Below are 20,291 nucleotides of genomic sequence, written 5' to 3' on the forward strand. Positions count from 1 at the left end.
ACACGGCTAGCGTGTCAGCCGTGTCAAGCGCTGTCGAACTCCGTGCGCCCGGTCCGCGCGGTACTCCGCCCCTGCTCGCGAGGCTTGTGGACGATGCCGCGCTGTTCCCTCCGGGGAACGCGCCGATGCCCGACGCGGTGCGCGGCCACCTCGACGGACGAGTCGGCGAGTGGTCCGGCGTCATGGGTCTTTTCCTGTGCCCCGCCTCCCGGCTCGCCGAACTGATCACCGAACTCATCAAGGTCAAGCCGGCCAAACCGGTCGCGCTCAGCCTCGTCATCGACACCGGCCTCGGCGGCGTGCCGAAGGCGGTGTCCATCGTCGAGAGCCGCAGCGAGCTCCTGGCGCTGCGCATGGTCGAGATGCCGGCCCCGTCCGATGTGGACGAGGTCTGGCTCGAGCGCGTGTCGGAGTTCGTCCCCGAGGACGTCATCCGCGTCGTGGAGCCGCGTCGCGGCGGCTCCGAGTGGCTCGACGGCGTCCGCCGGGTGATCGAGCACGGCAGCTGGCCCAAGCTGCGCTGCGGAGGTCTCTCCCAGGAGAACTTCCCGAGCGTCGACGAGGTCGCGGACTTCCTGTCCGTCGTGAGCGGTGGTGGCGTCGCGTTCAAGGCGACCGCGGGCCTGCACAAGGCCGTCCGCCACACCGACGAGCAGGGCTTCACCCACCACGGCTTCCTGAACCTCCTCGTCGCGACGGCGCGCAGCCTGAGCGGCCGCGACGTCCGCGAGGCACTCGCGAGCACCGACGCCGAGGCGCTCACCGCCGAGGCCAAGGCGCTCAGCGACCAGGCCGCGCACGCCGTGCGCGGTGTCTTCGCGAGCTACGGCTCGTGCTCGCTGGCCGAACCGATCGCCGACCTAGAGGAGCTTGGACTGCTGTGAGCTGGATCAGCGACCCGAACTTCAGCGAGGACCAGCCGTTCGGACCGCAGACCCTGCCCTACGGCATCGTCGACGGGGGCGTGGCCGTCCGCGTCGGCGACCGGGCGCTGCTGTTGCGCAGCCTCGCCCTGGGCAAGTGCGGCGAGTACGTCCAGGGCGACTCGCTCGACCCGCTGCTGCGGGCGGGCAGGCCGGTCTGGAGCGCGCTGCGGGCCAAGCTGAAGGAGATCGTCAGGGCGAGCTCCGCCCCCAGGGGCGCGGAGCTCGTCGGGATCGAGACGGCGAAGCTGCCGTTCACGGTCGGCGACTACGTGGACTTCTACTCGAGCAGGCACCACGCGGAGAACGTCGGGCGGATGTTCCGCCCCGACGGCGACCCGCTCACCCCGAACTGGACGCACCTGCCGATCGGCTACCACGGCCGCGCCGGCACGGTGTACGTCTCCGGCACCGACGTCGTCCGCCCCAGCGGCCAGAAGCGCGGCAGCGAGGGCCCGAAGTTCGGGCCCTCCGAGCGCCTCGACATCGAGGCCGAGGTCGGGTTCGTCTGCGGTGGGCCGCAGGCGGCCAACGTGTCCACGAGCAGGGCCGCCGAGCACGTCTTCGGCGTCGCGCTGGTCAACGACTGGTCGGCGCGCGACATCCAGGCGTGGGAGTACCAGCCCCTCGGGCCGTTCCTCGCCAAGTCGTTCGCGACGTCGATCAGCGCGTGGATCACCCCGCTGGAGGCGTTCTCAGTTGCACGCGTCCCGACGCCGCCGCTGCCGAACAAGCTGCACGACTACCTGACGTGCGATCAGCCCTGGGGCCTGGACATCACCATCACGGTGGAGCTCAACGACACGGTCGTCGCGCGGCCCCCGTTCCGGGAGATGTCGTGGTCATTTGTGCAACAGCTGGCGCACATGACCGTGAACGGCGCTACGGTGCGCCCTGGTGATCTGTTCGCCTCCGGCACGGTCTCCGGACCGGACAAGCACGAGCGGGGCTCGTTCCTCGAGCTCAGCTGGGGTGGAAAAGAACCGTTCAAGCTCGACGACGGCACCACGAGGTCCTTCCTGGAGGACGGCGACACGGTCAGGCTGACCGCGACGGCACCGGGTGAAGGCGGCTCCGTGGTCGGTCTCGCCGAGGTGGTGGGCACAGTTCGGAGTGCGTGATGGTCGGAGCGACGAAGGAGAGCTCGCTGACCCTGGAACGGGGTCTGGCGCTGCTCCAAGCGGTCGCGGAGGCGGAGTCCGAGGCACCGTCGATCTCGGAGCTCGCCACGGCCATCGGCGCGTCCAGGGCCGCCGTCTACCGGCTCCTCGTGCCGTTGCAGGCGCGCGGGCTCGTGCGCCGGGAGGGCTCGAAGGTCCGGCTGGGCCTCGGCGTGCTGCGGCTCGCCTCCAACGTGCTGCCCCAGCTCCGGATGGCGGCCAACCCCGCTCTGCGAGAGCTCGCGGAGAAGGTCGGCGCCACCGCGCACCTGACCGTCGCGGACGGCGGCGAGGCCCAGGCCGTCGCGGTCGTCGAACCGTCGTGGACCGCTTTCCACGTGGCGTACCGGGTGGGTTCCCGCCACCCGGTGCACCGCGGGGCGGCGGGCAGGGCCATCTCGCAGCCCGTGGACGACTGGGTCGTCTCCACCGGTGAGCTGCAGCCGAACGCGTACGGCGTCGCGGCGCCGGTGCGCGGCGTCCCCGGCCTGCGGGCGTCGGTCGGCGTCGTGGCGCTGGAGAAGCTCGACGCGGACGTCATCGGCCCGCACGTCGTGCGCGCGGCCGAAGAAGTGGCGGCGGCGCTCAAATGAGCGAGGAACGGCTCAGGCGGTGGCGGTTGCTCCTGGGACCGAGCGCGGAGGACGTGGCGCAGCTCGGCGATGACGACCAACGGCGCGACAGCGCGCTCACAGGCCTCTACGGCGGCGGTGGCGACCGCGGCGCGGGCCTCGGCGCCAGCTCCCCGCAACTGCACCGGTGGCTGGGCGACGTCCGCAAGTACTTCCCCACGTCCGTCGTGCAGGTGATGCAACGCGACGCGGTCGAGAAGCTCGGCCTCCGGCAGCTCCTGCTCGAACCCGAGCTGTTGCAGGCCGTCGAGCCGGACGTGAACCTCGTCAGCACCCTGCTGCAACTTTCCCGCGCCATCCCCGCCCGCACCCGCGACACCGCGAAGGCCGTGGTGCGCAAGGTCGTCGAGGACATCGAGCGGCGCCTGGCGGACCGGCTCGTCGAGGCGGTGCGGGGCGCCGTCGACAGGTCCAGGCGCACGCACCGGCCGCAGCTCCCGGACGTCGACTGGGCGAGCACGATCAAGGCGAACCTCAAGAACTACCAGCCGCGGCACCGGACGGTGATCGTCGAGGACCTGATCGGCCACCGCAGGCGCAGCCGGGCCGCGGCGATGCGGGACGTGGTCCTGCTCGTCGACCAGTCGGGCTCGATGGCGGACTCGCTGGTGCACGCGGCGGTCCTGGGGTCGGCGCTCGCGTCCATCCGCTCGGTCTCGACCAGGCTCGTCGTGTTCGACACCGAGGTCGCGGACCTGACCGACCAGCTCAGCGACCCGGTGGAGCTGCTGTTCAGCGCCCAGCTCGGCGGCGGCACGGACATCAACCGCGCGGTCGCCTACGCCCAGACCCTCGTCCGCCGGCCCACCGACACGGTCGTCGTGATCATCAGCGACCTGTACGAGGGCGGGTCGGAGACCGACCTGCGGCGCCGGGTCCGCGAGCTGGTCGCGAGCGGTGTCACGGTGGTGAACCTCCTGGCGCTCAGCGACTCCGGCACGCCCGCCTACGACCACGAGCTGGCCGCGCAGCTCTCGGCGCTGGGCGCGCCCGCGTTCGCCTGCACGCCGGACAAGTTCCCCGAGCTGCTGGCGGCGGCGCTGCGCAAGGACGACCTCACGCAGTGGGCCGAGGCCGAGGGCATCGCGACGGGCCGTTAGGCCAGCGCGTCGGCGAGCGCCGCGACGGTCCTGGCCAGCTCTGGCAGCAGCTCGGCGGGAATCCGGTCCAGCACCCGGTTCCGCGCGCTCGCCAGGTGAGCCGGCTGGGCCGCGCGCAGGCTCGTGCTGAGCGAGTGCTACCTGCCGGGGTTCGGCCTGGAGGAGCACCTGGCGCCGCTGTGGCACTTCGGCTTCCACGGGCAGAGCGAGTTCGCCGCCCGGCTCGTCGAGGACCGGGAGGAGCAGTACCTGTCCTAGTGGTTCGCGGCGGCCGGGGCGGGCACGCCGGTGTTCTACGGCGACGTCGCCAAGCGCTGGAGCTTCGTGCACGTCGACGACCTCGCCGAGGCCTACGTCCGCATCCTCGACCGGCCCTCCGCCGTGGACGGTGAGGTGTTCGTGATCGCCGACGACCAGCGCATGCCGGCACTGGAGGTGCAGCGCGTGGCCGTGCGCGCGGCCGGCTACGACGGGGAGATCGCGCTGGAGACCGCGGAAGCGGGCGGGATGATGCAGATGGCCGCCGACCAGGACGAGCTCGTGTCGAGCGCCAAGGCCCACCGGCTGCTCGGGTGGCGGCCGCGGCACGCGTCGTTCACCGACGCGCCCGAGCGGCACCACCGGGCGTGGCGGGCGGCCGGGCTCTAGCGGTCCACCACCCGGCCACGCGTGAGGAACGCGAGGCCTCGCGTCATCGCCACCACGCGCCCGCGCTCGTCCGGACCCGCGATCCACACCCGGCCGGTGTGCCGGACGAGCACCCGCGCGCGCTCGGGCATCTCGGGGAGCCGCAGGTCGTTCTCCGAGCCGTCGACCCGCAGGTAGGCCTGACGTCCGATGCGCTTGCCCGGCACGAAGCTCACCTGGACCGGGCGCCACGGGAACCGCTCGATGAGCTGGACGGTGCCGCGCCGGGTGAAGAAGTGCCGCAGCCCCGGCGCGGCCAGCTCCAGCACCACCGGCACGGACAGCACGGTGAGCCAGATCCAGTCGATCATCAGCACGAGACCGAGGGCCACGAGCGCGAGGAAGATGTGGCCGACGGCGCGCCGATCCGCCCGCGCGAGGCAGGTGTCACTCCACGCCGTGGTCACGTGCACGTCCACTGGCATAGCCTGTCAGATGATCATCGAAACACTCGGGCGGGAATCAATCGGGGGACACCGCGGAAGGTCACGACGGTGTTGCCCGCGGCGTCCGGCGGCACGAACCACACGCGCCGGTGCCGTGCGATCCGCCCGCGCAGGAACGGTCCCACGCGCAGGGACAGCAACAACGGCGGCTGCGCCAGCACGACCAGCCTGCCGCCTTTCCACTCCGCGCGCGCGAAGATCCACGGCTGCCCCTCCGGCAGGCGGACCGGCCGCCGCCGCGTGACCGCCCAGAGCACGGCCGCGGCGAAGAACAACAGGACGAGCGCCACCGGTGAGGACCACGACCACACGAGGACCAGCACGAACTGCAGCACGAAGGCCGCGGCGGCGAGCACCGTCCACAACAGGGCGCGACGGCTCGCCCGGTCCACGCAGTGCAGGGTCCACCGATCGTCGAGCGCCGTCACCTCGGTGGACGGCTTGCTGGGCACGACCACCCGTCCACCGTACAGGTGACGCTTCCTCCGCGGGCAGCACTAAGTTAGGCTTGCCTAACCTTCGAGGAGGTGGAGCGGTGACCGACACCCAGACCAGGCGCCCACCGGCGCCGCACGCCGCTGAGCGCGCCCGCACGATCGCGGCCCGCGGTGGTCAGGCCGCACTGCTCCCCCAGGCGGGCACCCGCACGAGCCCGTTGTTCCACCACGTGCACCCGTGCGGGACCACGATCCTGCTGCTGCCCGACGAGCACCCGCTGGTCGGGCAGCTGTGGCAGGCCCCGCGGACCGAGGTGACGGCGATGCTGGAGATCGCCGACCAGGCGCCGGTGGCGTTGCGCGAACCCGTCCGCGGCCTGCTCTGGCTCACCGGCTGGGTCGCCGCGCTCGACGACCGGGAGGCGCGCGAGGAGGTCCTCGCGGTCGCCGACGTGCGGCCGGACCACCGGCTGCTCGACGCGGGCCACGGCGCCTCGGTGCTGCGGCTCACCCCCGCCTCGATGGTGATCGCCGACGCCGAGGGCACGGCGTCGATCCGGCCGGAGCAGTTCGCGAGCGCGACGCCGGACCCGTTCTGCCGCAACGAGGACCACTGGCTGCGGCACCTGGAGGTGGCGCACCGCGACGTCGTCGGCCAACTGGCCCGCCACCTGCCGGAGGAGCTGAGGAAGGGGCACGTGCGGCCGCTCGGCCTCGACCGGTTCGGGCTGCGGCTGCGGGTCGAGGCGGAGTGCGACGACCACGACGTGCGGATCGCGTTCTCCAAGCCGGTGAGCACGCCGCAGGAGCTGGCCGCCGAGCTGCGGCGGCTGATGGGTTGCCCGTTCCTGGCCAGGAGCTGAGTCCGCGCCGGCGGTAGCGTCACGCGGGTGACCTTGATCCCCGACGCCGAGAAGCGCGGTTACCAGATCGAGCTGCTCATCGTCTTCGGCATGACCCTCGGGCTGTCCGGCCTGCGCAGCCTCGTGCGGCTGGTCGACAGCCTGTTGCAGCCGGCCCCGCTGAACGAGCAGTCCGTCGCGATCAACGTCCCGCAGGCGCGCGCCGACCTGCTCGACCTGGTGGCGCAGCTACTCGGCGTGCTCCAGCTCGCCGCGTGGGGCGGCATCGGCCTGTACCTGTTGTGGCGCACCGGGATCAAGCTGCGCGTCATCGGGCTCGACGGCACCCGCAAGCGCGCGGACGCCCTCGGCGCGCTGGGGCTGGCGGCGATCATCGGCATCCCCGGCCTCGCGTTCTACTTCGCCGCCTGGGCGCTCGGGCTGAACCTCGCCGTGCAGCCGTCCACGTTGGACGACCAGTGGTGGATGAGCGTGGCGCTGGTCCTCGCCGCCGCCGGCAACGCGTGGGCGGAGGAGGTGCTCGTCGTCGGGTACCTGATCACGCGGTTGCAGCAGCTCGGCTGGCGGCAGTACCCGGCGCTCTTCGCGGCCGCCGTGCTGCGCGGGTCGTACCACCTCTACCAGGGCTTCGGCGGGTTCGTCGGCAACCTGGTCATGGGGCTGGTCTTCGGGTTCTACTGGCAGCGCACGAAGCGGTTGTGGCCGTTGGTCGTCGCGCACACGATCCTCGACGTGGTGGCCTTCGTGGGCTACACAATGTTGCGAGGCAAAGTGAGCTGGTTGCCCTAACAAGTCGGTAGTGAAATTGGGATCCACCCGCGATTCGTTGCGGATTTTTGCTCACAAGCGGCGATTTGTGCTGTTCAGCGTTACGCTCGTCCGGTGACTGCGCACACGATCGCCGAAACGGAAGCACTCCCCGACGCCGCGCCCCGCGTGGACAGCGAGGTGGGCCCGTTGCGCACGGTGCTGCTGCACCGGCCGGGCAACGAGCTCAAGAGGCTCACCCCGCGCAACAACGACCAGCTGCTGTTCGACGGCGTGCCGTGGGTCGGCCGGGCCCAGGAGGAGCACGACGCGTTCGCCGCGACGCTGACTTCCCGCGGTGTCGAGGTCCTGCTGCTGTCGGACGTCCTGGTGCAGGCGCTGGAGGACAACCGCGCGCGCATCGCGGGCGTCCACAGCGCCGTCAACGAGCGCCGCCTCGGCATCGACCTCGCCGACGCGCTGCGCAGCCACCTCACCTCGCTGCCGGCCCCGCAGCTCGCGCAGGTGCTGATGACCGGCATGACCTTCGAGGAGCTGCCGGCGGCCGAGGGCGCGTCGCTGGTGCGCAGGATGCACCTGCCGATCGACTTCGCCGTCGACCCGCTGCCGAACCTGCTCTTCACCCGCGACTCGTCGGTCTGGGTCGGCGACCGCGTGGCCATCACCTCCCTCGCGCTGCCCGCCCGCGACCGCGAGACGACGCTGACGGACCTGATCTACGCCTACCACCCGCGGTTCCGCCGCACGGGCCGCGCGTACGGCGCGCACTCGGCGCCGCTGGAGGGCGGCGACGTGCTGCTGCTCGCGCCGGGCGTGATCGCCATCGGCGTCGGCGAGCGCACCACCCCGGCGGGCGCCGAGTCGTTCGCGCGGTCCGCCCTGGCCGACGGCCTCGCACACACGGTGCTGGCGGTGCCGATCGCGCAGGAGCGCGCCACGATGCACCTCGACACCGTCTGCACGATGGTCGACCGCGACGCAGTGGTGATGTACCCGGCGATCAGGCACAACCTGACGGCCTACCCGCTGCGCGCCGACGGCGAGGGCGGCGTGCGCGTGGACGGCCCCGTGCCGTTCCTGGAGGCGGCCGCCGAGGCAATGGGGATCGAGCGGCTCCGGGTGATCGACACCGGTCTCGACGTCGTCACCGCCGAGCGCGAGCAGTGGGACGACGGCAACAACACGCTGGCGGTCGGCCCCGGTCTGGTCGTGGCGTACGAGCGCAACGTGGAGACGAACGCACGCCTGGAGGACGCGGGCGTGGAGGTGCTGCGGATCGCCGGTTCGGAGCTGGGCTCCGGCCGCGGCGGCCCGCGGTGCATGTCCTGCCCGATCGACCGCGCGCCATTGGTGTGACCTGTGAGGAATGCCTAACCTTTGTTTGGATTACCTTTCCGAACAAAGGTTAGCTTTTCCTTGAATGCAAATGCCACGGCGTTGGGCTAACGTACCGCTCATGGCCTCGAACGTGAAGAAGCTTTTGTCCGGCAAGTCGAAGTTCCACGAGCTCCTGCAGGCCCAGGTCGGCAACGAGTTCTCCGCTTCGCAGCAGTACATCGCGCTCGCCGTGTGGTTCGACAACGAGGACCTCCCGCGCCTCGCGTCGCACTTCTACAAGCAGGCCCTCGAAGAGCGCAACCACGCCATGATGATCGTGAAGTTCCTCATGGACAACGATCTCGAGGTCGTCATTCCCGGCGCGGAGACGCCGATCAACGAGTTCAAGGCGCCGCGCGACCTCGTCGACCTGGCCCTGCGCCAGGAGCAGCAGGTCACCGACCAGATCGTGGCGCTCGCCAAGGCCGCCCGCGAGGAGGGCGACTACATCGGCGAGCAGTTCATGCAGTGGTTCCTGAAGGAGCAGGTCGAGGAGGTCTCCTCGATGAAGACGCTCCTCACGATCATGGACCGCGCGGACGGCAACATGTTCTACGTGGAGACTTTCCTCACCCGCGAAAGCGTGGGCGACGAGGGTGCCGACACCAGCGCCCCTTCCGCCGCCGGTGGCGCGCTCTGAGTTTTCCCCCGCACGCTTGAGCGCCTGCACACCCGAACCCGTCCGGTCTCATCGACCGGGCGGGTTTTTTCGGGCGTTCAACCGCGCCGCCTGGCGGGTGAGGTATTCCCGTTCGGCCAGGTTCGCCGCTTTTTCGGCGGCCTCGGCGTAGAGCCGCGCGGCCTTTTGCGGGTCGCCGTCGCGCTCGTGGAGGTAGGCCGCCACGGCCGTGTGACGCGGCAGTGACCCGTCGAGCTCGGCGAGTGCTCGCAAGCCGGCGCGCGGCCCGTCCGCCTCGCCCACGGCCACCGCGCGGTTGAGCCGGACGACGGGGCTCCCGGTCAGCGCCAGCAGCTCGTCGTACCACTCGACGATCTGCACCCAGTCGGTCTCCTCGGCGGTGGGCGCGTCCGCGTGCAACGCCGCGATGGCCGCCTGCGCCTGGAACTCGCCCAGCCGGTCCTGCGCGAGCGCCGCCTGGAGGACCTCCACGCCCTCGGCGATCATCGCCGTGTCCCACCTCGCGCGGTCCTGTGCGGCGAGCGGGACGAGGCTGCCGTCCGCCGCCGTGCGCGAGGCGCGCCGGGCGTGGTGCAGGAGCATGAGGGCGAGCAGGCCGGCCACCTCGGGGTCCTCGATCGCGGCCGCGAGCTGCCGGGTGAGCCGGATCGCCTCGGCGGCGAGGTCGACGTCGCCGGAGTAGCCCTCGTTGAAGACGAGGTAGAGCACGCGCAGCACGGTGGCGACGTCGCCGGGCCGGTCGAACCGCACGCCGGCGACCGTCTTCTTGGCCCGGCTGATGCGCTGGGCCATCGTCGCCTCCGGCACCAGGTAGGCCCGGGCGATCTGGCGGGTGGTCAGGCCGCCGACGGCCCGCAGGGTGAGCGCGACCGCCGACGACGGCGTCAACGACGGGTGCGCGCACAGGAAGTAGAGCCACAGCGTGTCGTCCGTGCCCGGCACGGGTCCCGGCGCCGGTTCCGCGTGCACGAGGTCCTCACGCCGCCTGCGCGCGGTGTCGGTCCTGGTCGCGTCGAGGAACTTGCGCCAGGCCGCGGTGACCAGCCAGCCCAGCGGGTCCCGCGGAGGGTTCCGCGGCCACCCGCGGACCGCCTCGGCCAGCGCCTCCTGCACGGCGTCCTCGGCCGCCGCGAAGTCTGCTCCGCGGCGGACGAGGATTCCGAGCACCTTCGGCGTGAGGCTCCGCAGCAGGGCCTCGTCCACCGTCATTCGGTGATGGTCGGCGCGTTGCCGTAGAACGGGCGCAGCTCGAGCCACTCGTGGATCGGCTCGCCGTCCTTGCCCGGCGCCGCCGACAGCTCCCCGGCCAGCTCGACCGCGCGCTCGTAGCTGTCGACGTCGATGATCATCCACCCGGCGATGAGGTCCTTCGTCTCGGCGAACGGGCCGTCGGTGACCGGCGGCTTCCCCTCACCGCCGTACCGGACGAACGTGCCCTCCGGCGCGAGCGCCTGGCTGTCGACGAACTCGCCGCTCGCGCTGAGCCGGTCCGCGAAGTCGCGCATGTACCGGACATGGGCCGAGATCTCGTCCTCGGTCCACTGGCTCATCGGAACGTCGTTGACCGCCTTCGGGGCGCCGCGGTAGTGCTTGAGCAGCAGGTACTTGGCCATTCCCGGTCATCTCCTCGGTGTCGTGCCGTCCATCCTGGTCACTTCCACCGCTGGGACGGAGCAGGATCGGCCTTTTCGACATCCTGCTCGCCGGGGGCGGGCCGTTCAGGGGAACGCCATCGGGCAGACCACCTCGCTGGCGAGAGTTGGTGCCTGGGTGAGCCCGCTGCACGTCCGCGACGGTGGAGCCAACACCGATTCCCCTCGCGCACGGGCGCGGAACGGTTGCCTCACCCGATCACAGAACGGCAACGTTCTCCGGCAGCACGAACGAGCCGTCCGCCTGGCACGGGAAGTCGTGGACCTCCGTCACGGCGTGGACCGGGATCGGGCCGTAGACGTGCGGGAACCACAACGGCGAGTCGGCCACCGCCTCCCACCGCACCGGGACGTCGAGCAGCCGCGGGTCGATCACGAGCAGCAACAGCCCGCTCTGGCCGTGGAAGAACCTCCCGGCCGTCACGTGCACGACGCCCCGGTCGGAGCAGTGCACGAAGTCCTCACCCGCGGCGGGTGTGATGGATCCGGCCGACTGAGCAGCAGCCCAGCCGGCCGTCGAGATGATGTGCAGCAGCACTTATCCACAACTTCCTGTGGACAACGTTGTGGACAACACTGTGGACGGACTACCGCAGGGTGATCTGACGGCCCCGCAGGCCGTCCCTGGCGCGCCGCTCGGCGTCGCTCAGCGGCTCGTCGGAGGCCAGCGCCTCCAGCAGGCGCTTGCCCAGCGCCTCGGCCGGGTCGGCCCACTCGCGCGCGTGCATCTCGCGGTCGAGGTCCCAGACCGGCACCAGCAGGCCGTGCGCGCGGAACGAACCGGCGTAGCGCGAGCCCTCACCCAGGTCCAGCTCACCGCGGGCGGCCAGGCGCGCCATCGCGGGCAGCAGCTTCTCCTCCGGCTCCGGCCGCACCCAGCGCAGGTGCGCCTTGTCGCCCGCGTCCACCCAGTACGCGGCCTTCACTCCGGGCGCGTCCACGCGCTCGGTCGGCAGGATCGCCGCGTTCGCGCGCTCCAGCGACAGCGCCACCTCGCCCGTGGGCTCGGTGCCCTCCGGCATCCACCAGATGAAGTCGGTGTGCAGCACCGGGACGATCTCGGCCTCGGGGTCGAGCAGGTCCTGCAGCCGGCCGGGGTCCTCGCCGTTGTCGGGACCGACGACCGCCAGCACGTCACCGGCCTTCGCCCGCTGCGCCCACTGCAGCGCCCGCGCGAGGTCGCGGCTGATGTCACCGGAGCGCGTCTGCACCTGCAGGCCCACGAACGGCACGTCGTCGCCGCGGATCAGGCCGGCGGCGGCCATCGGCAGCACCGTGGCGAGCGTGACCTCGCGACCGTCCTTGACCGGCAGCTTCGCGATCGCCGACGGCACGAACTCGCGCAGCGCGATCAGCTCGCACTCGGCGGCGAGGCCCTCGAACGGCCGGGACACGATCACGTCGGTCGCGCCGCCGGGCGCGCCGTGGCAGGCCTTGTAGCGCTTGCCGGAGCCGCACGGGCAGGGCTGCTTCGGGTTGATCCCGTCCTTGGGTGCGTCCTTGACCGCGGTCCGCTTGGCCACCTCGGCCCCTCCTCGTGACTCGGGCTTGTCAGGCCGCCAAGTTAGCCGCCAGCAGGTGGCGGGTGTTCGCCGGGGCGTTCGTCGCGAGGTAGCGGACCCCCAGGTCACGGCACAGCGCGATGTCCTCGGGGCTGTCCACCGTCCACACGTACGTCTCAAGCCCCGCCCGCCTCGCCCGTTCCACGTAACCGGGGTCGTTGCGCAGCAACCGCACGTTCGGTCCGGTGCAGTGGGCGAACGACGGCATGGCGCCGCCTCGGTACCAGCTCACCAGTTGCACCGTGCGGACGTCCGGCGCCATCTTCCGGAACACCCTCACGGCCGCCGCGGAGAACGACATCATGACGATCTGCTCGTCCAGCCGGTGCCTCTTCAACGCCTCGACGAGCTTGCGCTCGACCTCGTTGCGGTAGCGGACCGGGTGCTTGGTCTCGACGAAGAGCTGCACGCCGGTGCCCTTGACCAGGTCCAGCAGCTCGTCGAGCACCAGCAGCCCGGCGGCCTGCCCATGGCGGTGCCAGGTGCCGTAGTCGAACTTCCTCAGCTCTTCCAGCGAGAGCGCGCTGACCCTGCCACGGCCGTTCGAAGTACGGGAGAGCGTGCCGTCGTGCACACACACGATCTCACCGTCACGCGATAGACGGATGTCGCACTCAAGCCCGTCGGCGCCCTCCTGGAGGGCGAGTTCGTACGCGCCGATGGTGTGCTCGGGTCGGTCGGTTGACGCGCCCCGGTGCGCGATGATCGAAGGCGGTTGCACGAGCAGACAAGATAGATCCCGCACAACAATTTGAGTCATCAATCAAATGAACGTGGACGAAACGACGATCGCGACTTACCGTCCGCCCTGTGACGTTCGACCAGCGCGATCCCGCGTTCATCGCCGACCCCTACCCGGCCTTCGCCGCCCTGCGCGAGGCCGGTGAGGTGCACCACCACGAGCGGCTGGGCGTCGCCGTCGCCGTCTCGCACGCCGCCTGCTCCACCGTTCTGCGGCACCGCTCGTTCGGGCGAATCTGGTCGGACGTGAAGCCGGTCGAGCAGTTCACGGCCTTCAACCTGCTGCACCGCAACTCGCTGCTGGAGAACGAGCCGCCCACGCACACCCGCCTGCGCCGCCTGGTCGCCGCCGCGTTCGGCCGCGGCCACGTCGAGCGCCTGCGCCCGTGGGTCGCCGAGCTGGCCGACCGCCTGGTGGACGAGCTGGTCGCGAAGGTCCACGACCAGGGCCAGGCCGACCTGCTGGCCCACGTCGCCGCGCCGCTGCCGGTCGAGGTGATCGCGGAGCTGCTCGGCGTGCCCGGCCAGGACCGCTACCTGCTCCAGCCGTGGTCCAACGCCATCGTGAAGATGTACGAGTACGGCCTGCCCGCCGAGCAGCAGCGGGCGGCCGAACGCGCTGCCGCGGAGTTCGTCGCCTACCTGCGCGAACTGGTCGCGCTGCGGCGCGTCTCGCCCGGCGCGGACCTCGTCTCCGACCTGGTCGCCGTCACCGACACCGACGGCGCCAAGCTCACCGAGGACGAACTCGTCGCCACCGCGGTCCTGCTCCTGATGGCGGGCCACGAGGCCACGGTCAACGTGATCGGCAACGGCGTCTACGCCCTGATGCGCCACCGCTCGCAGTGGGAACGCCTCTCCCCCGCGCTGATGCCCACGGCCGTCGAGGAGCTGATCCGCTTCGACTCGCCCCTGCAGCTCTTCGAACGCACCGCCACCGAACGCGTCGAGATCGCGGGCCACGTCGTCGAGCCCGGCGAGAAGATCGCCGCCCTCCTCGGCGCGGCCGCACGCGACCCGCTGGTCTTCGCCGACCCGGACATCCTCGACGTCGGCCGGGAGAAGAACCAGCACCTCGGCTTCGGCATGGGCATCCACTACTGCCTGGGCGCGCCGCTGGCCCGCATCGAGGTGGAGGCGGCGCTGTCCTCGTTGCACCGCAAGCTGCCCGGCGCCGTGCTGGCCGCCGAACCCGAGCGGCGCGCGGAGTTCGTGATCCGCGGCCTGCACTCCCTGCAGCTCAGCGCGGGATAGCGGGATACTGCTTCGGCAGCTTGAAGCCGCGCTCCCGCATCACGGTCCTGAGCCGGTCCGGGTAGTCGGTGATGATGCCGTCCACGCCGTCGTCGATCAGCTTGTGCATCGTCGCGGGGTCGTTCACCGTCCACGGCACCACCTTGAGCCCGTGCCGGTGCGCGTCCCGGACCAGTGCCTTCGTCGTGAACGGGACGTAGTTCGGGTCGCCGACCTTCCCGTTCTGCGGGTTGCCGTGCACCGGCGACAACGCCTTGGCGCCGAAGGACTTCACGGCCTTCGCCACGCTGCCGCCGAAGTCGTCCAAGTTCAGCCCGCCGGTCCACGGCGAGCCGGGGCGCAGGAACTCCGGCTGGGTGAGCGCGACCAGCGGGATGCGCGGCTCGACCCGCCTGAGCAGCATGAGCGTGCCCCAGTCGAAGGACTGGACGGTCACGTTCGGCAGGAAGCCGGACCGCCGGATCTCGCTGACCGCGCGGTGCACGAACTGCTCGCGCGGCGCGGTCTCGTGCGGCGCGGCGGCCTCGACCTTGGTCTCGACGTTGAAGCGGACGCCCCACGCGCGGCGCTCGCGCACCAGGTCGAACAGCTCGGCCAGGGTGGGCATGCGGGCGCCGGGCGAGAGCTCCTGCTCCGGGTACTGCGACCACCGCGTGCTGCCGCAGTCGAGCGTGCGGACCTGGGCGAACGTCAGGTCCTTCACGTACTTGCCGGCGTAGGGGAACTCGGGGTCACCGGGGAACGCGGGCGTGGTGTCGAGGCACTTCGCCGGGTTCGTCCTGCGGTCGTGGGTGATGACCTCGCGGCCGTCCCTGGTGATCTGGAGGTCGAGCTCCAGCGTCGTGACGCCCAGGTCGAGCGCCTTGCCGAACGCCTTGAGCGTGCTCTCGACCGTGAGGCCGATGCCGCCGCGGTGCGCCTGGAGGTCGAAGCCGGGGTGGGGATGGGCCTGGGCGGCGCCTGGGATGGCCATCGCGATCACCAGTGCCCCGATGAGTGTCCGCATGCCCCTCAACCTGGCACCCGCGTCCGGCCCCCGAAAGGGCCTGGCGCACGAACGTCGGTTGAACAGGTTCAGCGCGGCGAGCCGGAGGCCCGGATCGGCCGCAGCGGCGGTTCGGGAGCGTCCTTCACCTCGACCACGCGCATCAGCCGCACGGACGCGGCGTCCACCGGCAGCAGCAGGGTGGTGATCCGCCGGACCACCAGCGCGGTCGTGATCGCGACCCCGGCCAGCGCCAGGTCGGCGAACGCGTGCAGCAGCACCCCGTCGGCCAGGGCCTGGGTGCTGTCGCGGAACGACCACAGCACCGAGGTCGTGAACATCAGCGCCGAGGCGATCCACAGGCCCCACCACCAGCGCAGCAACCTCGACGGCCGGGGGCGTTCGCCGGCCGGGCGGCGCGCCACCGCGTGTTCGAGCTCGGCGAGCACCGAGCCGGGCACGACGAGGTTGAGACCGGGCACGAGCAGACCGGCGACCGCGGCCGTGTCCGAGCGGGACGGGCCGTAGCCCGCCAGCGTCGCGGCCACGTTGCGCGCCCGGCGCACCCACAGCAACGTCAGCACCAGCGACAGCACGCAGCCGGTGACCATGATGGCCGACGACGACACCACCATCGCGTCGGACGCGCTGACCACGCCGGCCGACAGGGCGCCGAAGCGGCTCATCGCGACCAGGACGTACCGCCAGACCTCGGACAACGCGCCCCAGACCGCGACGAAGCCGAGCAGCCACAGCGAGTTCTGCGCCGTGCGGCCCAGGCGGCGCACGCCGTCGACCGAGTCGGCCCGCCCCACGGCGCCGGGCACCGCCGTCGGCCAGCGCCACGCCAGCAGCGGGAAGCCCCAGCGCGGCGGAGCCGGGTAGCGCGGCGGGCCGCCGTAGGACAGCCGCTGCGGGCGGGACCGCGGCTGCGGGTGGGCACCGGGTGGCGGAGTCGCCACCCAGTCCACGCGCATCGGCTGCAGCGGCTGCACGGTCAGATGACCTCGGGGGCCATGCCGTCCGCGCCGCCCTCGAGCGGACGGCCGGCGGCCTCCCAGTGCTGCATGCCGCCCTCGACGTTGACGGCTTCCCAGCCGTTCTGGTTGAGGTACTGGGTCACTCGGGCGGAACGGCCACCGGCGCGGCAGACGACGTAGAGCTGCACGTCGTTCGGCACCTCCTCGAGCCGGGCGGCGATCTCACTCATCGGGATGTGCAGCGCGCCGGGCGCATGGCCCGCGTCCCACTCGTCCTGCTCGCGCACGTCCAGCAGGACGGCGCCTTCCGGCAGCACGGCGGGGACTTCAGCGATCTCCACGCTTGGAACAGTCACGCCGTAGATGGTGCCATGCCGGAGGTTGCACGGACGTGAACCTCCGGCACGGCACCCCCCGGTCCCTACTCCGCGAAGACGGGACCGAGCCTCGAGAACTGCTCTTCGGACAACGGCAGCGTCGGACGACCGGCACCGGTGCGCCGCGACGCACCGGGGTTCTGCGGGTCGTCGGCGAGGTAGTCCGGGCTGCCGAAGTTGCGCAGTTCGACCTGGATCAGCGAGGTGTCCACGCGGTAGACCCTCAGCACCTGCACCAGCGACTGGAAGGGCTCGTACGGCCGGACGCCGTGCAGCTGCGCGATCGAGCCGTCCGACTCGAGCCGCCGGGCGGGCTCGCAGTCACCGGTCTCCCACAGCGCGTCGTTCGCGGCCGCCAGCGGGGTGCCGGTGAACCTGCCGACGGTGATCCTGATGCTGCCGGTCCCCCGGGAGTCGGACACGTCGGCCTCGTAGCTGGTGCTCGTCGCGTTGGGCGTGGCGGCACCGACGGTGACCTCCGGCAGCACCTTGCGCGCGTCCTCGAGCCACTTGTCGACGGCCTCGGGGTTGAACGCCACCGCGCCCACGTCCGTCTTGGCCGGTCGATCCGTCGGCTTGATGAGGCAGAGGGGGATGTCGACCGCGGCCCGGCCGGGAGGCGGCGGAGCGCTCGCGGCGGGCGACCACGTCTCGTACGGGATCCGCGGCGCGGTGGCGACCCTGGGCCAGGCCGCGGTGTGCTCCGCGGTGTGCTCCACCGTGGCAGGTCCGTAGTCCGGCCGGTCCGCCGGCGTGGGGTCCGGTGCGGCGTGGTTCAGCGTGGTGGCACCGATGCCGATGCCCGCCACCACGGCGACCACGCCGAGCACCGCCCCCGCGCGCTGGGCGAGCACCCGCCGCCGGCCGCGCTTGAGGACGACGTCCAGCGTCGTCGTGGGAGGGGGTGCGGAGACGTCGAGAGCTCCGCGCAGCTCTTCTTCGAGGTTCATCGAGCACACTCCGAGTTCATCGGCTCGCCGTACGCCTCGCGGAGCGCAGCCAAGCCCCTGGCCGTCTGACTTTTGACGTTGCCGATCGAACAGCCCAGCTCAGCCGCCGTCTGCTCGATGGACAGGTCGTGCACGAACCGCAGCACGAGCGCTGCCCGCTGCTTCGGCGGCACCTGCAGCAGCGCCGCGTTCAGCCGGGCGTCGGGGTCGGAGAAGCCGCCGCCGACGCCGCGTTCGGGCAGGTCGGCGAACGGGCGTTCGCGTTCGCGGCCACGACGCCTGCCGTCGAGGAACAGGCGCGTCACGATGGTCCTGACGTACGCCTCCGCTGTTTCGCGCCGGATGACCGGCCACTTCGCGTACGCCTTCACGAATGCGTTCTGCGCGAGCTCTTCGGCTTCCGACCAGTCCCCGCACAGCGCGTACGCCGCGCGGCGGGCCCAGTCGAACCTGCTCGTGAAGAACTCCGAGAACTCCTCGTCCCGTCGCACTCCGGTCCCCCAAGTTTGTGCTGCGTCCGCGTTCACTACGCGGTCAGCACCGGCAGGGTTGCACGCACGGAAAACGGGCCGCCCCCGGAGAGGGACGGCCCGTTCGCGGAACTGCCGCTAGTGCGCGATGGCCTTCTCGGCGCCCGCACCGGTGAGGGAGCGGACCTCCATCTCGGCCTGCTTGACGGGGTCGGCCTTGTCCTTCGACAGGATCGTGCCGACGTAGCCGAGCAGGAACGCGACCGGGATCGAGACGATGCCGGGGTTCGACAGCGGGAACAGGTCGAAGTCGGCGTTCTTGAACATCGACGTCGGCGTGCCGGAGACGGCGGGCGACAGGACGATCAGCGTGATCGTCACGGCCAGACCGCCGTAGATGCTCCACAGCGCGCCCGAGGTGTTGAACCTCTTCCAGAACAGCGAGTAGAGGATCGTCGGCAGGTTCGCCGAGGCGGCGACCGCGAAGGCCAGCGCCACGAGGAACGCGATGTTCTGGCCGTTGGCGATGATGCCGCCGCCGATGGACACGAGACCGATCACGATCGCGGTGATGCGGGCGACCTTGACCTCGGAGTCCTTGTCCTCCGCCTGGCCCTTCTTGATGATGTTGGCGTAGATGTCGTGCGCGAACGACGCCGACGCCGTGATGGTCAGACCGGCGACCACCGCGAGGATCGTCGCGAACGCGACCGCCGCGATCAGGCCGAGCAGGATCGGGCCACCCAGCTCCAGCGCGAGCAGCGGGGCGGCCGAGTTGGCCTTGCCGGGTGCCGCGTTGATCCTGTCCGGACCGACGAGCGCACCGGCGCCGTAGCCCAGGACCAGGGTGAACAGGTAGAAGATGCCGATCAGCCAGATCGCCCACACCACCGAGCGACGGGCTTCCTTCGCCGTGGGCACGGTGTAGAAGCGCATCAGGATGTGCGGCAGACCCGCGGTGCCGAGCACCAGGGCCAGCGCCAGCGAGAGGAAGTCGAGCTTGCTGGTGCCGGTCTTGCCGTACTGCAGGCCGGGGCCGAGGAGCTTCTCGCCCGCCTTCGGCGCGGCGTCGACCGCGGCACCGAGCACGGAGGAGAGGTTGAAGCCGTACTTGCCGAGCACCCAGACGGTCATGATGCCCGCGCCGGCGATCAGCAGGACGGCCTTGATGATCTGCACCCAGGTGGTGCCCTTCATGCCGCCGATGAGGACGTAGGCGATCATCAGGGCGCCGACCACGGCGATGACCAGCGCCTGGCCCCCCGCGCCCGTGATGCCGAGCAGCAGGGCGACGAGACCACCGGCACCGGCCATCTGGGCCAGCAGGTAGAAGAACGAGACGGCCATCGTCGAGGTGGCGGCGGCCGCGCGGACCGGGCGCTGGCGCATCCGGAAGCTCAGCACGTCGCCCATCGTGTACTTGCCCGTGTTGCGCAGCAGCTCCGCGACCAGCAGCAACGCGATGAGCCACGCCACCAGGAAGCCGATGGAGTACAGGAAGCCGTCGTAGCCGTTGAGCGCGATGGCGCCCGCGATGCCGAGGAACGACGCCGCGGAGAGGTAGTCACCGGCGATCGCGATGCCGTTCTGCGGGCCGGTGAACGCGCGGCCGGCGGCGAGGTAGTCCGCGGCGGTCTTCGTGTTGCGGCTCGCCCGGATGACCACGAACAGCGTGACCAGGACGAAGACGCCGAAGATGCTGATGTTGAGGATCGGGCTGGACTCGTTCACTTGCCGCCTCCCTCGATCTCGTTGCGGAGCTTCTCCGCCAGCGGGTCGAGGTTCTTGTTGGCGTGCCGCACGTACAGCGTCGTGATGACGAAGGTCGACACGAACTGCAGCAGGCCGAAGATGAGCCCGACGTTGATGTTGCCGATCACCTTCGTGGACATGAAGCCGTGCGCGTAGTCCGCGAGCAGCACGTACAGCAGGTACCACGCCAGGAACAGGCCGGAGACGGGGAAGACGAACTTGCGCAGACGGCTCTTCAGCTGCGCGAAGTCGTCGCTTGCTTGTACTTCGACCCACTTCTGCGCATCGGGCTCTGATTCGCTCGGGGTGTGTTCGACAGTGCTCACAGTCCCCTCCTCGCGGTACTGGTCGTGGGTGTCAGCAACGTGACGTGCACGTAATGCCTCCAGGTGCGGTCCGTTCTTGGTCACGAACCGTATGGAGACTTGAGTCACTCAGGTAAGGCTCTGTTCGAGGCGTTGCGCCCAGCAGTCGGGTGATGCGACGAACGGTCAGTATGCGTAGACGAATAGCACTCTGCGTGACGGCAAGCACC

At 71.0% G+C, this 20,291-nt stretch carries 25 protein-coding genes; 11 read left to right on the forward strand and 14 right to left on the reverse strand.

All coding sequences use genetic code 11. The features are described from left to right. The first annotated feature begins 20 nt into the window (after nucleotides 1-20). The 6 genes from BMW88_RS00385 to BMW88_RS00405 all read left to right on the forward strand — a co-directional run bounded on the left by BMW88_RS00385 (nucleotide 21) and on the right by BMW88_RS00405 (nucleotide 4,463). A complete protein-coding gene (locus BMW88_RS00385; protein ID WP_089948167.1) occupies nucleotides 21-884 on the forward strand; it encodes a hypothetical protein in 864 nt (287 codons plus the stop codon). Then, complete coding sequence (locus tag BMW88_RS00390) at nucleotides 881-2,044, forward strand: fumarylacetoacetate hydrolase family protein (protein WP_089948169.1); 1,164 nt, start codon at nucleotides 881-883, stop codon at nucleotides 2,042-2,044. The genes BMW88_RS00385 and BMW88_RS00390 overlap by 4 nt, the downstream gene beginning before the upstream one ends. After that, nucleotides 2,044-2,676, forward strand: coding sequence for an IclR family transcriptional regulator (locus BMW88_RS00395; protein ID WP_089948171.1), 633 nt, complete (start codon nucleotides 2,044-2,046; stop codon nucleotides 2,674-2,676). Before BMW88_RS00390 ends, BMW88_RS00395 begins: the two co-directional genes overlap by 1 nt. Then, entirely contained in the window at nucleotides 2,673-3,815 is a 1,143-nt protein-coding gene (locus BMW88_RS00400) for a VWA domain-containing protein (RefSeq protein ID WP_089948173.1), read from the forward strand. The genes BMW88_RS00395 and BMW88_RS00400 overlap by 4 nt, the downstream gene beginning before the upstream one ends. Nucleotides 3,816-3,938: 123 nt before the next feature. Continuing rightward, on the forward strand, nucleotides 3,939-4,073 hold the full coding sequence (locus BMW88_RS43925; RefSeq protein ID WP_281249352.1) for a hypothetical protein: 135 nt from the start codon (nucleotides 3,939-3,941) through the stop codon (nucleotides 4,071-4,073). A gap of 30 nt (nucleotides 4,074-4,103) precedes the next feature. After that, nucleotides 4,104-4,463 (forward strand): NAD-dependent epimerase/dehydratase family protein, encoded by a 360-nt coding sequence (locus BMW88_RS00405; protein ID WP_089948174.1) that lies wholly within the window; start codon nucleotides 4,104-4,106, stop codon nucleotides 4,461-4,463. Here BMW88_RS00405 and BMW88_RS00410 read toward each other — a convergent pair. Further along, nucleotides 4,460-4,921, reverse strand: a complete 462-nt coding sequence (locus tag BMW88_RS00410; RefSeq protein WP_089948176.1) for a hypothetical protein — start codon at nucleotides 4,919-4,921, stop codon at nucleotides 4,460-4,462. The two genes, BMW88_RS00405 and BMW88_RS00410, sit on opposite strands and share 4 nt — an antisense overlap. A 20-nt stretch (nucleotides 4,922-4,941) precedes the next feature. After that, nucleotides 4,942-5,406, reverse strand: coding sequence for a hypothetical protein (locus BMW88_RS00415; RefSeq protein WP_245777485.1), 465 nt, complete (start codon nucleotides 5,404-5,406; stop codon nucleotides 4,942-4,944). Between the two features lie 77 nt (nucleotides 5,407-5,483). Between BMW88_RS00415 and BMW88_RS00420 the strand changes: the two genes are divergently transcribed. The 4 genes from BMW88_RS00420 (at nucleotide 5,484) to BMW88_RS00435 (ending at nucleotide 9,033) form a co-directional block, all read left to right on the forward strand. After that, nucleotides 5,484-6,248, forward strand: coding sequence for a DUF2470 domain-containing protein (locus BMW88_RS00420; RefSeq protein ID WP_089948177.1), 765 nt, complete (start codon nucleotides 5,484-5,486; stop codon nucleotides 6,246-6,248). 90 nt (nucleotides 6,249-6,338) lie between these two features. Beyond that, complete coding sequence (locus BMW88_RS00425) at nucleotides 6,339-7,037, forward strand: CPBP family intramembrane glutamic endopeptidase (RefSeq protein ID WP_089949378.1); 699 nt, start codon at nucleotides 6,339-6,341, stop codon at nucleotides 7,035-7,037. A gap of 147 nt (nucleotides 7,038-7,184) precedes the next feature. Then, complete coding sequence (locus tag BMW88_RS00430; RefSeq protein WP_089948179.1) at nucleotides 7,185-8,372, forward strand: arginine deiminase; 1,188 nt, start codon at nucleotides 7,185-7,187, stop codon at nucleotides 8,370-8,372. A 100-nt stretch (nucleotides 8,373-8,472) separates the two neighbouring features. Beyond that, nucleotides 8,473-9,033, forward strand: a complete 561-nt coding sequence (locus BMW88_RS00435; RefSeq protein ID WP_089948180.1) for a ferritin — start codon at nucleotides 8,473-8,475, stop codon at nucleotides 9,031-9,033. A gap of 48 nt (nucleotides 9,034-9,081) precedes the next feature. Here the strand turns inward: BMW88_RS00435 and BMW88_RS00440 are convergent, their stop codons facing one another. From BMW88_RS00440 to BMW88_RS00460, 5 genes are all read right to left on the reverse strand, one after another. Continuing rightward, nucleotides 9,082-10,236, reverse strand: coding sequence for an RNA polymerase sigma factor (locus BMW88_RS00440; RefSeq protein ID WP_089948182.1), 1,155 nt, complete (start codon nucleotides 10,234-10,236; stop codon nucleotides 9,082-9,084). Nucleotides 10,237-10,238: 2 nt separating this feature from the next. Beyond that, complete coding sequence (locus BMW88_RS00445; protein ID WP_089948183.1) at nucleotides 10,239-10,646, reverse strand: YciI family protein; 408 nt, start codon at nucleotides 10,644-10,646, stop codon at nucleotides 10,239-10,241. Nucleotides 10,647-10,884: 238 nt separating this feature from the next. Then, the gene (locus BMW88_RS00450) at nucleotides 10,885-11,223 is read right to left on the reverse strand and encodes a DUF952 domain-containing protein (protein ID WP_089948185.1); all 339 of its coding nucleotides are present in this window, start codon (nucleotides 11,221-11,223) and stop codon (nucleotides 10,885-10,887) included. Nucleotides 11,224-11,272: 49 nt separating this feature from the next. Next, complete coding sequence (locus BMW88_RS00455; RefSeq protein WP_089948187.1) at nucleotides 11,273-12,208, reverse strand: DUF5926 family protein; 936 nt, start codon at nucleotides 12,206-12,208, stop codon at nucleotides 11,273-11,275. A 28-nt stretch (nucleotides 12,209-12,236) separates the two neighbouring features. Then, a complete protein-coding gene (locus BMW88_RS00460) occupies nucleotides 12,237-12,968 on the reverse strand; it encodes a glycerophosphodiester phosphodiesterase (protein WP_245777487.1) in 732 nt (243 codons plus the stop codon). An 89-nt stretch (nucleotides 12,969-13,057) separates the two neighbouring features. Here BMW88_RS00460 and BMW88_RS00465 point away from each other — a divergent pair, with 89 nt between their 5' ends. Further along, nucleotides 13,058-14,242 carry a cytochrome P450 gene (locus BMW88_RS00465; protein WP_089948190.1) on the forward strand — a complete coding sequence of 395 codons (1,185 nt, stop codon included), beginning with the start codon at nucleotides 13,058-13,060 and terminating at the stop codon, nucleotides 14,240-14,242. Here the strand turns inward: BMW88_RS00465 and BMW88_RS00470 are convergent. The 7 genes from BMW88_RS00470 to BMW88_RS00500 form a co-directional block, all read right to left on the reverse strand. Then, nucleotides 14,229-15,248 carry a glycerophosphodiester phosphodiesterase gene (locus BMW88_RS00470; RefSeq protein ID WP_089948192.1) on the reverse strand — a complete coding sequence of 340 codons (1,020 nt, stop codon included), beginning with the start codon at nucleotides 15,246-15,248 and terminating at the stop codon, nucleotides 14,229-14,231. The genes BMW88_RS00465 and BMW88_RS00470 overlap by 14 nt on opposite strands. A gap of 68 nt (nucleotides 15,249-15,316) precedes the next feature. Beyond that, nucleotides 15,317-16,222 (reverse strand): DUF4328 domain-containing protein, encoded by a 906-nt coding sequence (locus tag BMW88_RS00475; RefSeq protein ID WP_245777488.1) that lies wholly within the window; start codon nucleotides 16,220-16,222, stop codon nucleotides 15,317-15,319. Between the two features lie 2 nt (nucleotides 16,223-16,224). Continuing rightward, nucleotides 16,225-16,563, reverse strand: coding sequence for a rhodanese-like domain-containing protein (locus tag BMW88_RS00480; protein WP_245777489.1), 339 nt, complete (start codon nucleotides 16,561-16,563; stop codon nucleotides 16,225-16,227). 65 nt (nucleotides 16,564-16,628) lie between these two features. Beyond that, nucleotides 16,629-17,534 (reverse strand): hypothetical protein, encoded by a 906-nt coding sequence (locus BMW88_RS00485; RefSeq protein ID WP_089948196.1) that lies wholly within the window; start codon nucleotides 17,532-17,534, stop codon nucleotides 16,629-16,631. Continuing rightward, entirely contained in the window at nucleotides 17,531-18,025 is a 495-nt protein-coding gene (locus tag BMW88_RS00490) for a SigE family RNA polymerase sigma factor (protein WP_089948197.1), read from the reverse strand. Before BMW88_RS00490 ends, BMW88_RS00485 begins: the two co-directional genes overlap by 4 nt. A gap of 117 nt (nucleotides 18,026-18,142) precedes the next feature. Continuing rightward, complete coding sequence (locus tag BMW88_RS00495) at nucleotides 18,143-19,735, reverse strand: solute symporter family protein (protein ID WP_089948199.1); 1,593 nt, start codon at nucleotides 19,733-19,735, stop codon at nucleotides 18,143-18,145. Further along, a complete protein-coding gene (locus BMW88_RS00500) occupies nucleotides 19,732-20,082 on the reverse strand; it encodes a DUF485 domain-containing protein (protein ID WP_089948200.1) in 351 nt (116 codons plus the stop codon). The genes BMW88_RS00495 and BMW88_RS00500 overlap by 4 nt, the downstream gene beginning before the upstream one ends. Nucleotides 20,083-20,291 lie beyond the last annotated feature (209 nt).

It is taken from the genome of Lentzea xinjiangensis (genome assembly GCF_900110955.1).
In the GTDB taxonomy this organism is placed as follows: Bacteria; Actinomycetota; Actinomycetes; order Mycobacteriales; family Pseudonocardiaceae; genus Lentzea; species Lentzea xinjiangensis.

Coding starts and splice junctions, on each gene's coding strand:
- BMW88_RS00395 (WP_089948171.1), top strand. CDS start 2,044: ATGGTCGGAGCGACGAAGGAGAGCTCGCTGACCCTGGAACGGGGTCTG.
- BMW88_RS00400 (WP_089948173.1), top strand. CDS start 2,673: ATGAGCGAGGAACGGCTCAGGCGGTGGCGGTTGCTCCTGGGACCGAGC.
- BMW88_RS00425 (WP_089949378.1), top strand. CDS start 6,339: ATGACCCTCGGGCTGTCCGGCCTGCGCAGCCTCGTGCGGCTGGTCGAC.
- BMW88_RS00435 (WP_089948180.1), top strand. CDS start 8,473: ATGGCCTCGAACGTGAAGAAGCTTTTGTCCGGCAAGTCGAAGTTCCAC.
- BMW88_RS00445 (WP_089948183.1), bottom strand. CDS start 10,646: ATGGCCAAGTACCTGCTGCTCAAGCACTACCGCGGCGCCCCGAAGGCG.
- BMW88_RS00470 (WP_089948192.1), bottom strand. CDS start 15,248: ATGCGGACACTCATCGGGGCACTGGTGATCGCGATGGCCATCCCAGGC.
- BMW88_RS00485 (WP_089948196.1), bottom strand. CDS start 17,534: ATGAACCTCGAAGAAGAGCTGCGCGGAGCTCTCGACGTCTCCGCACCC.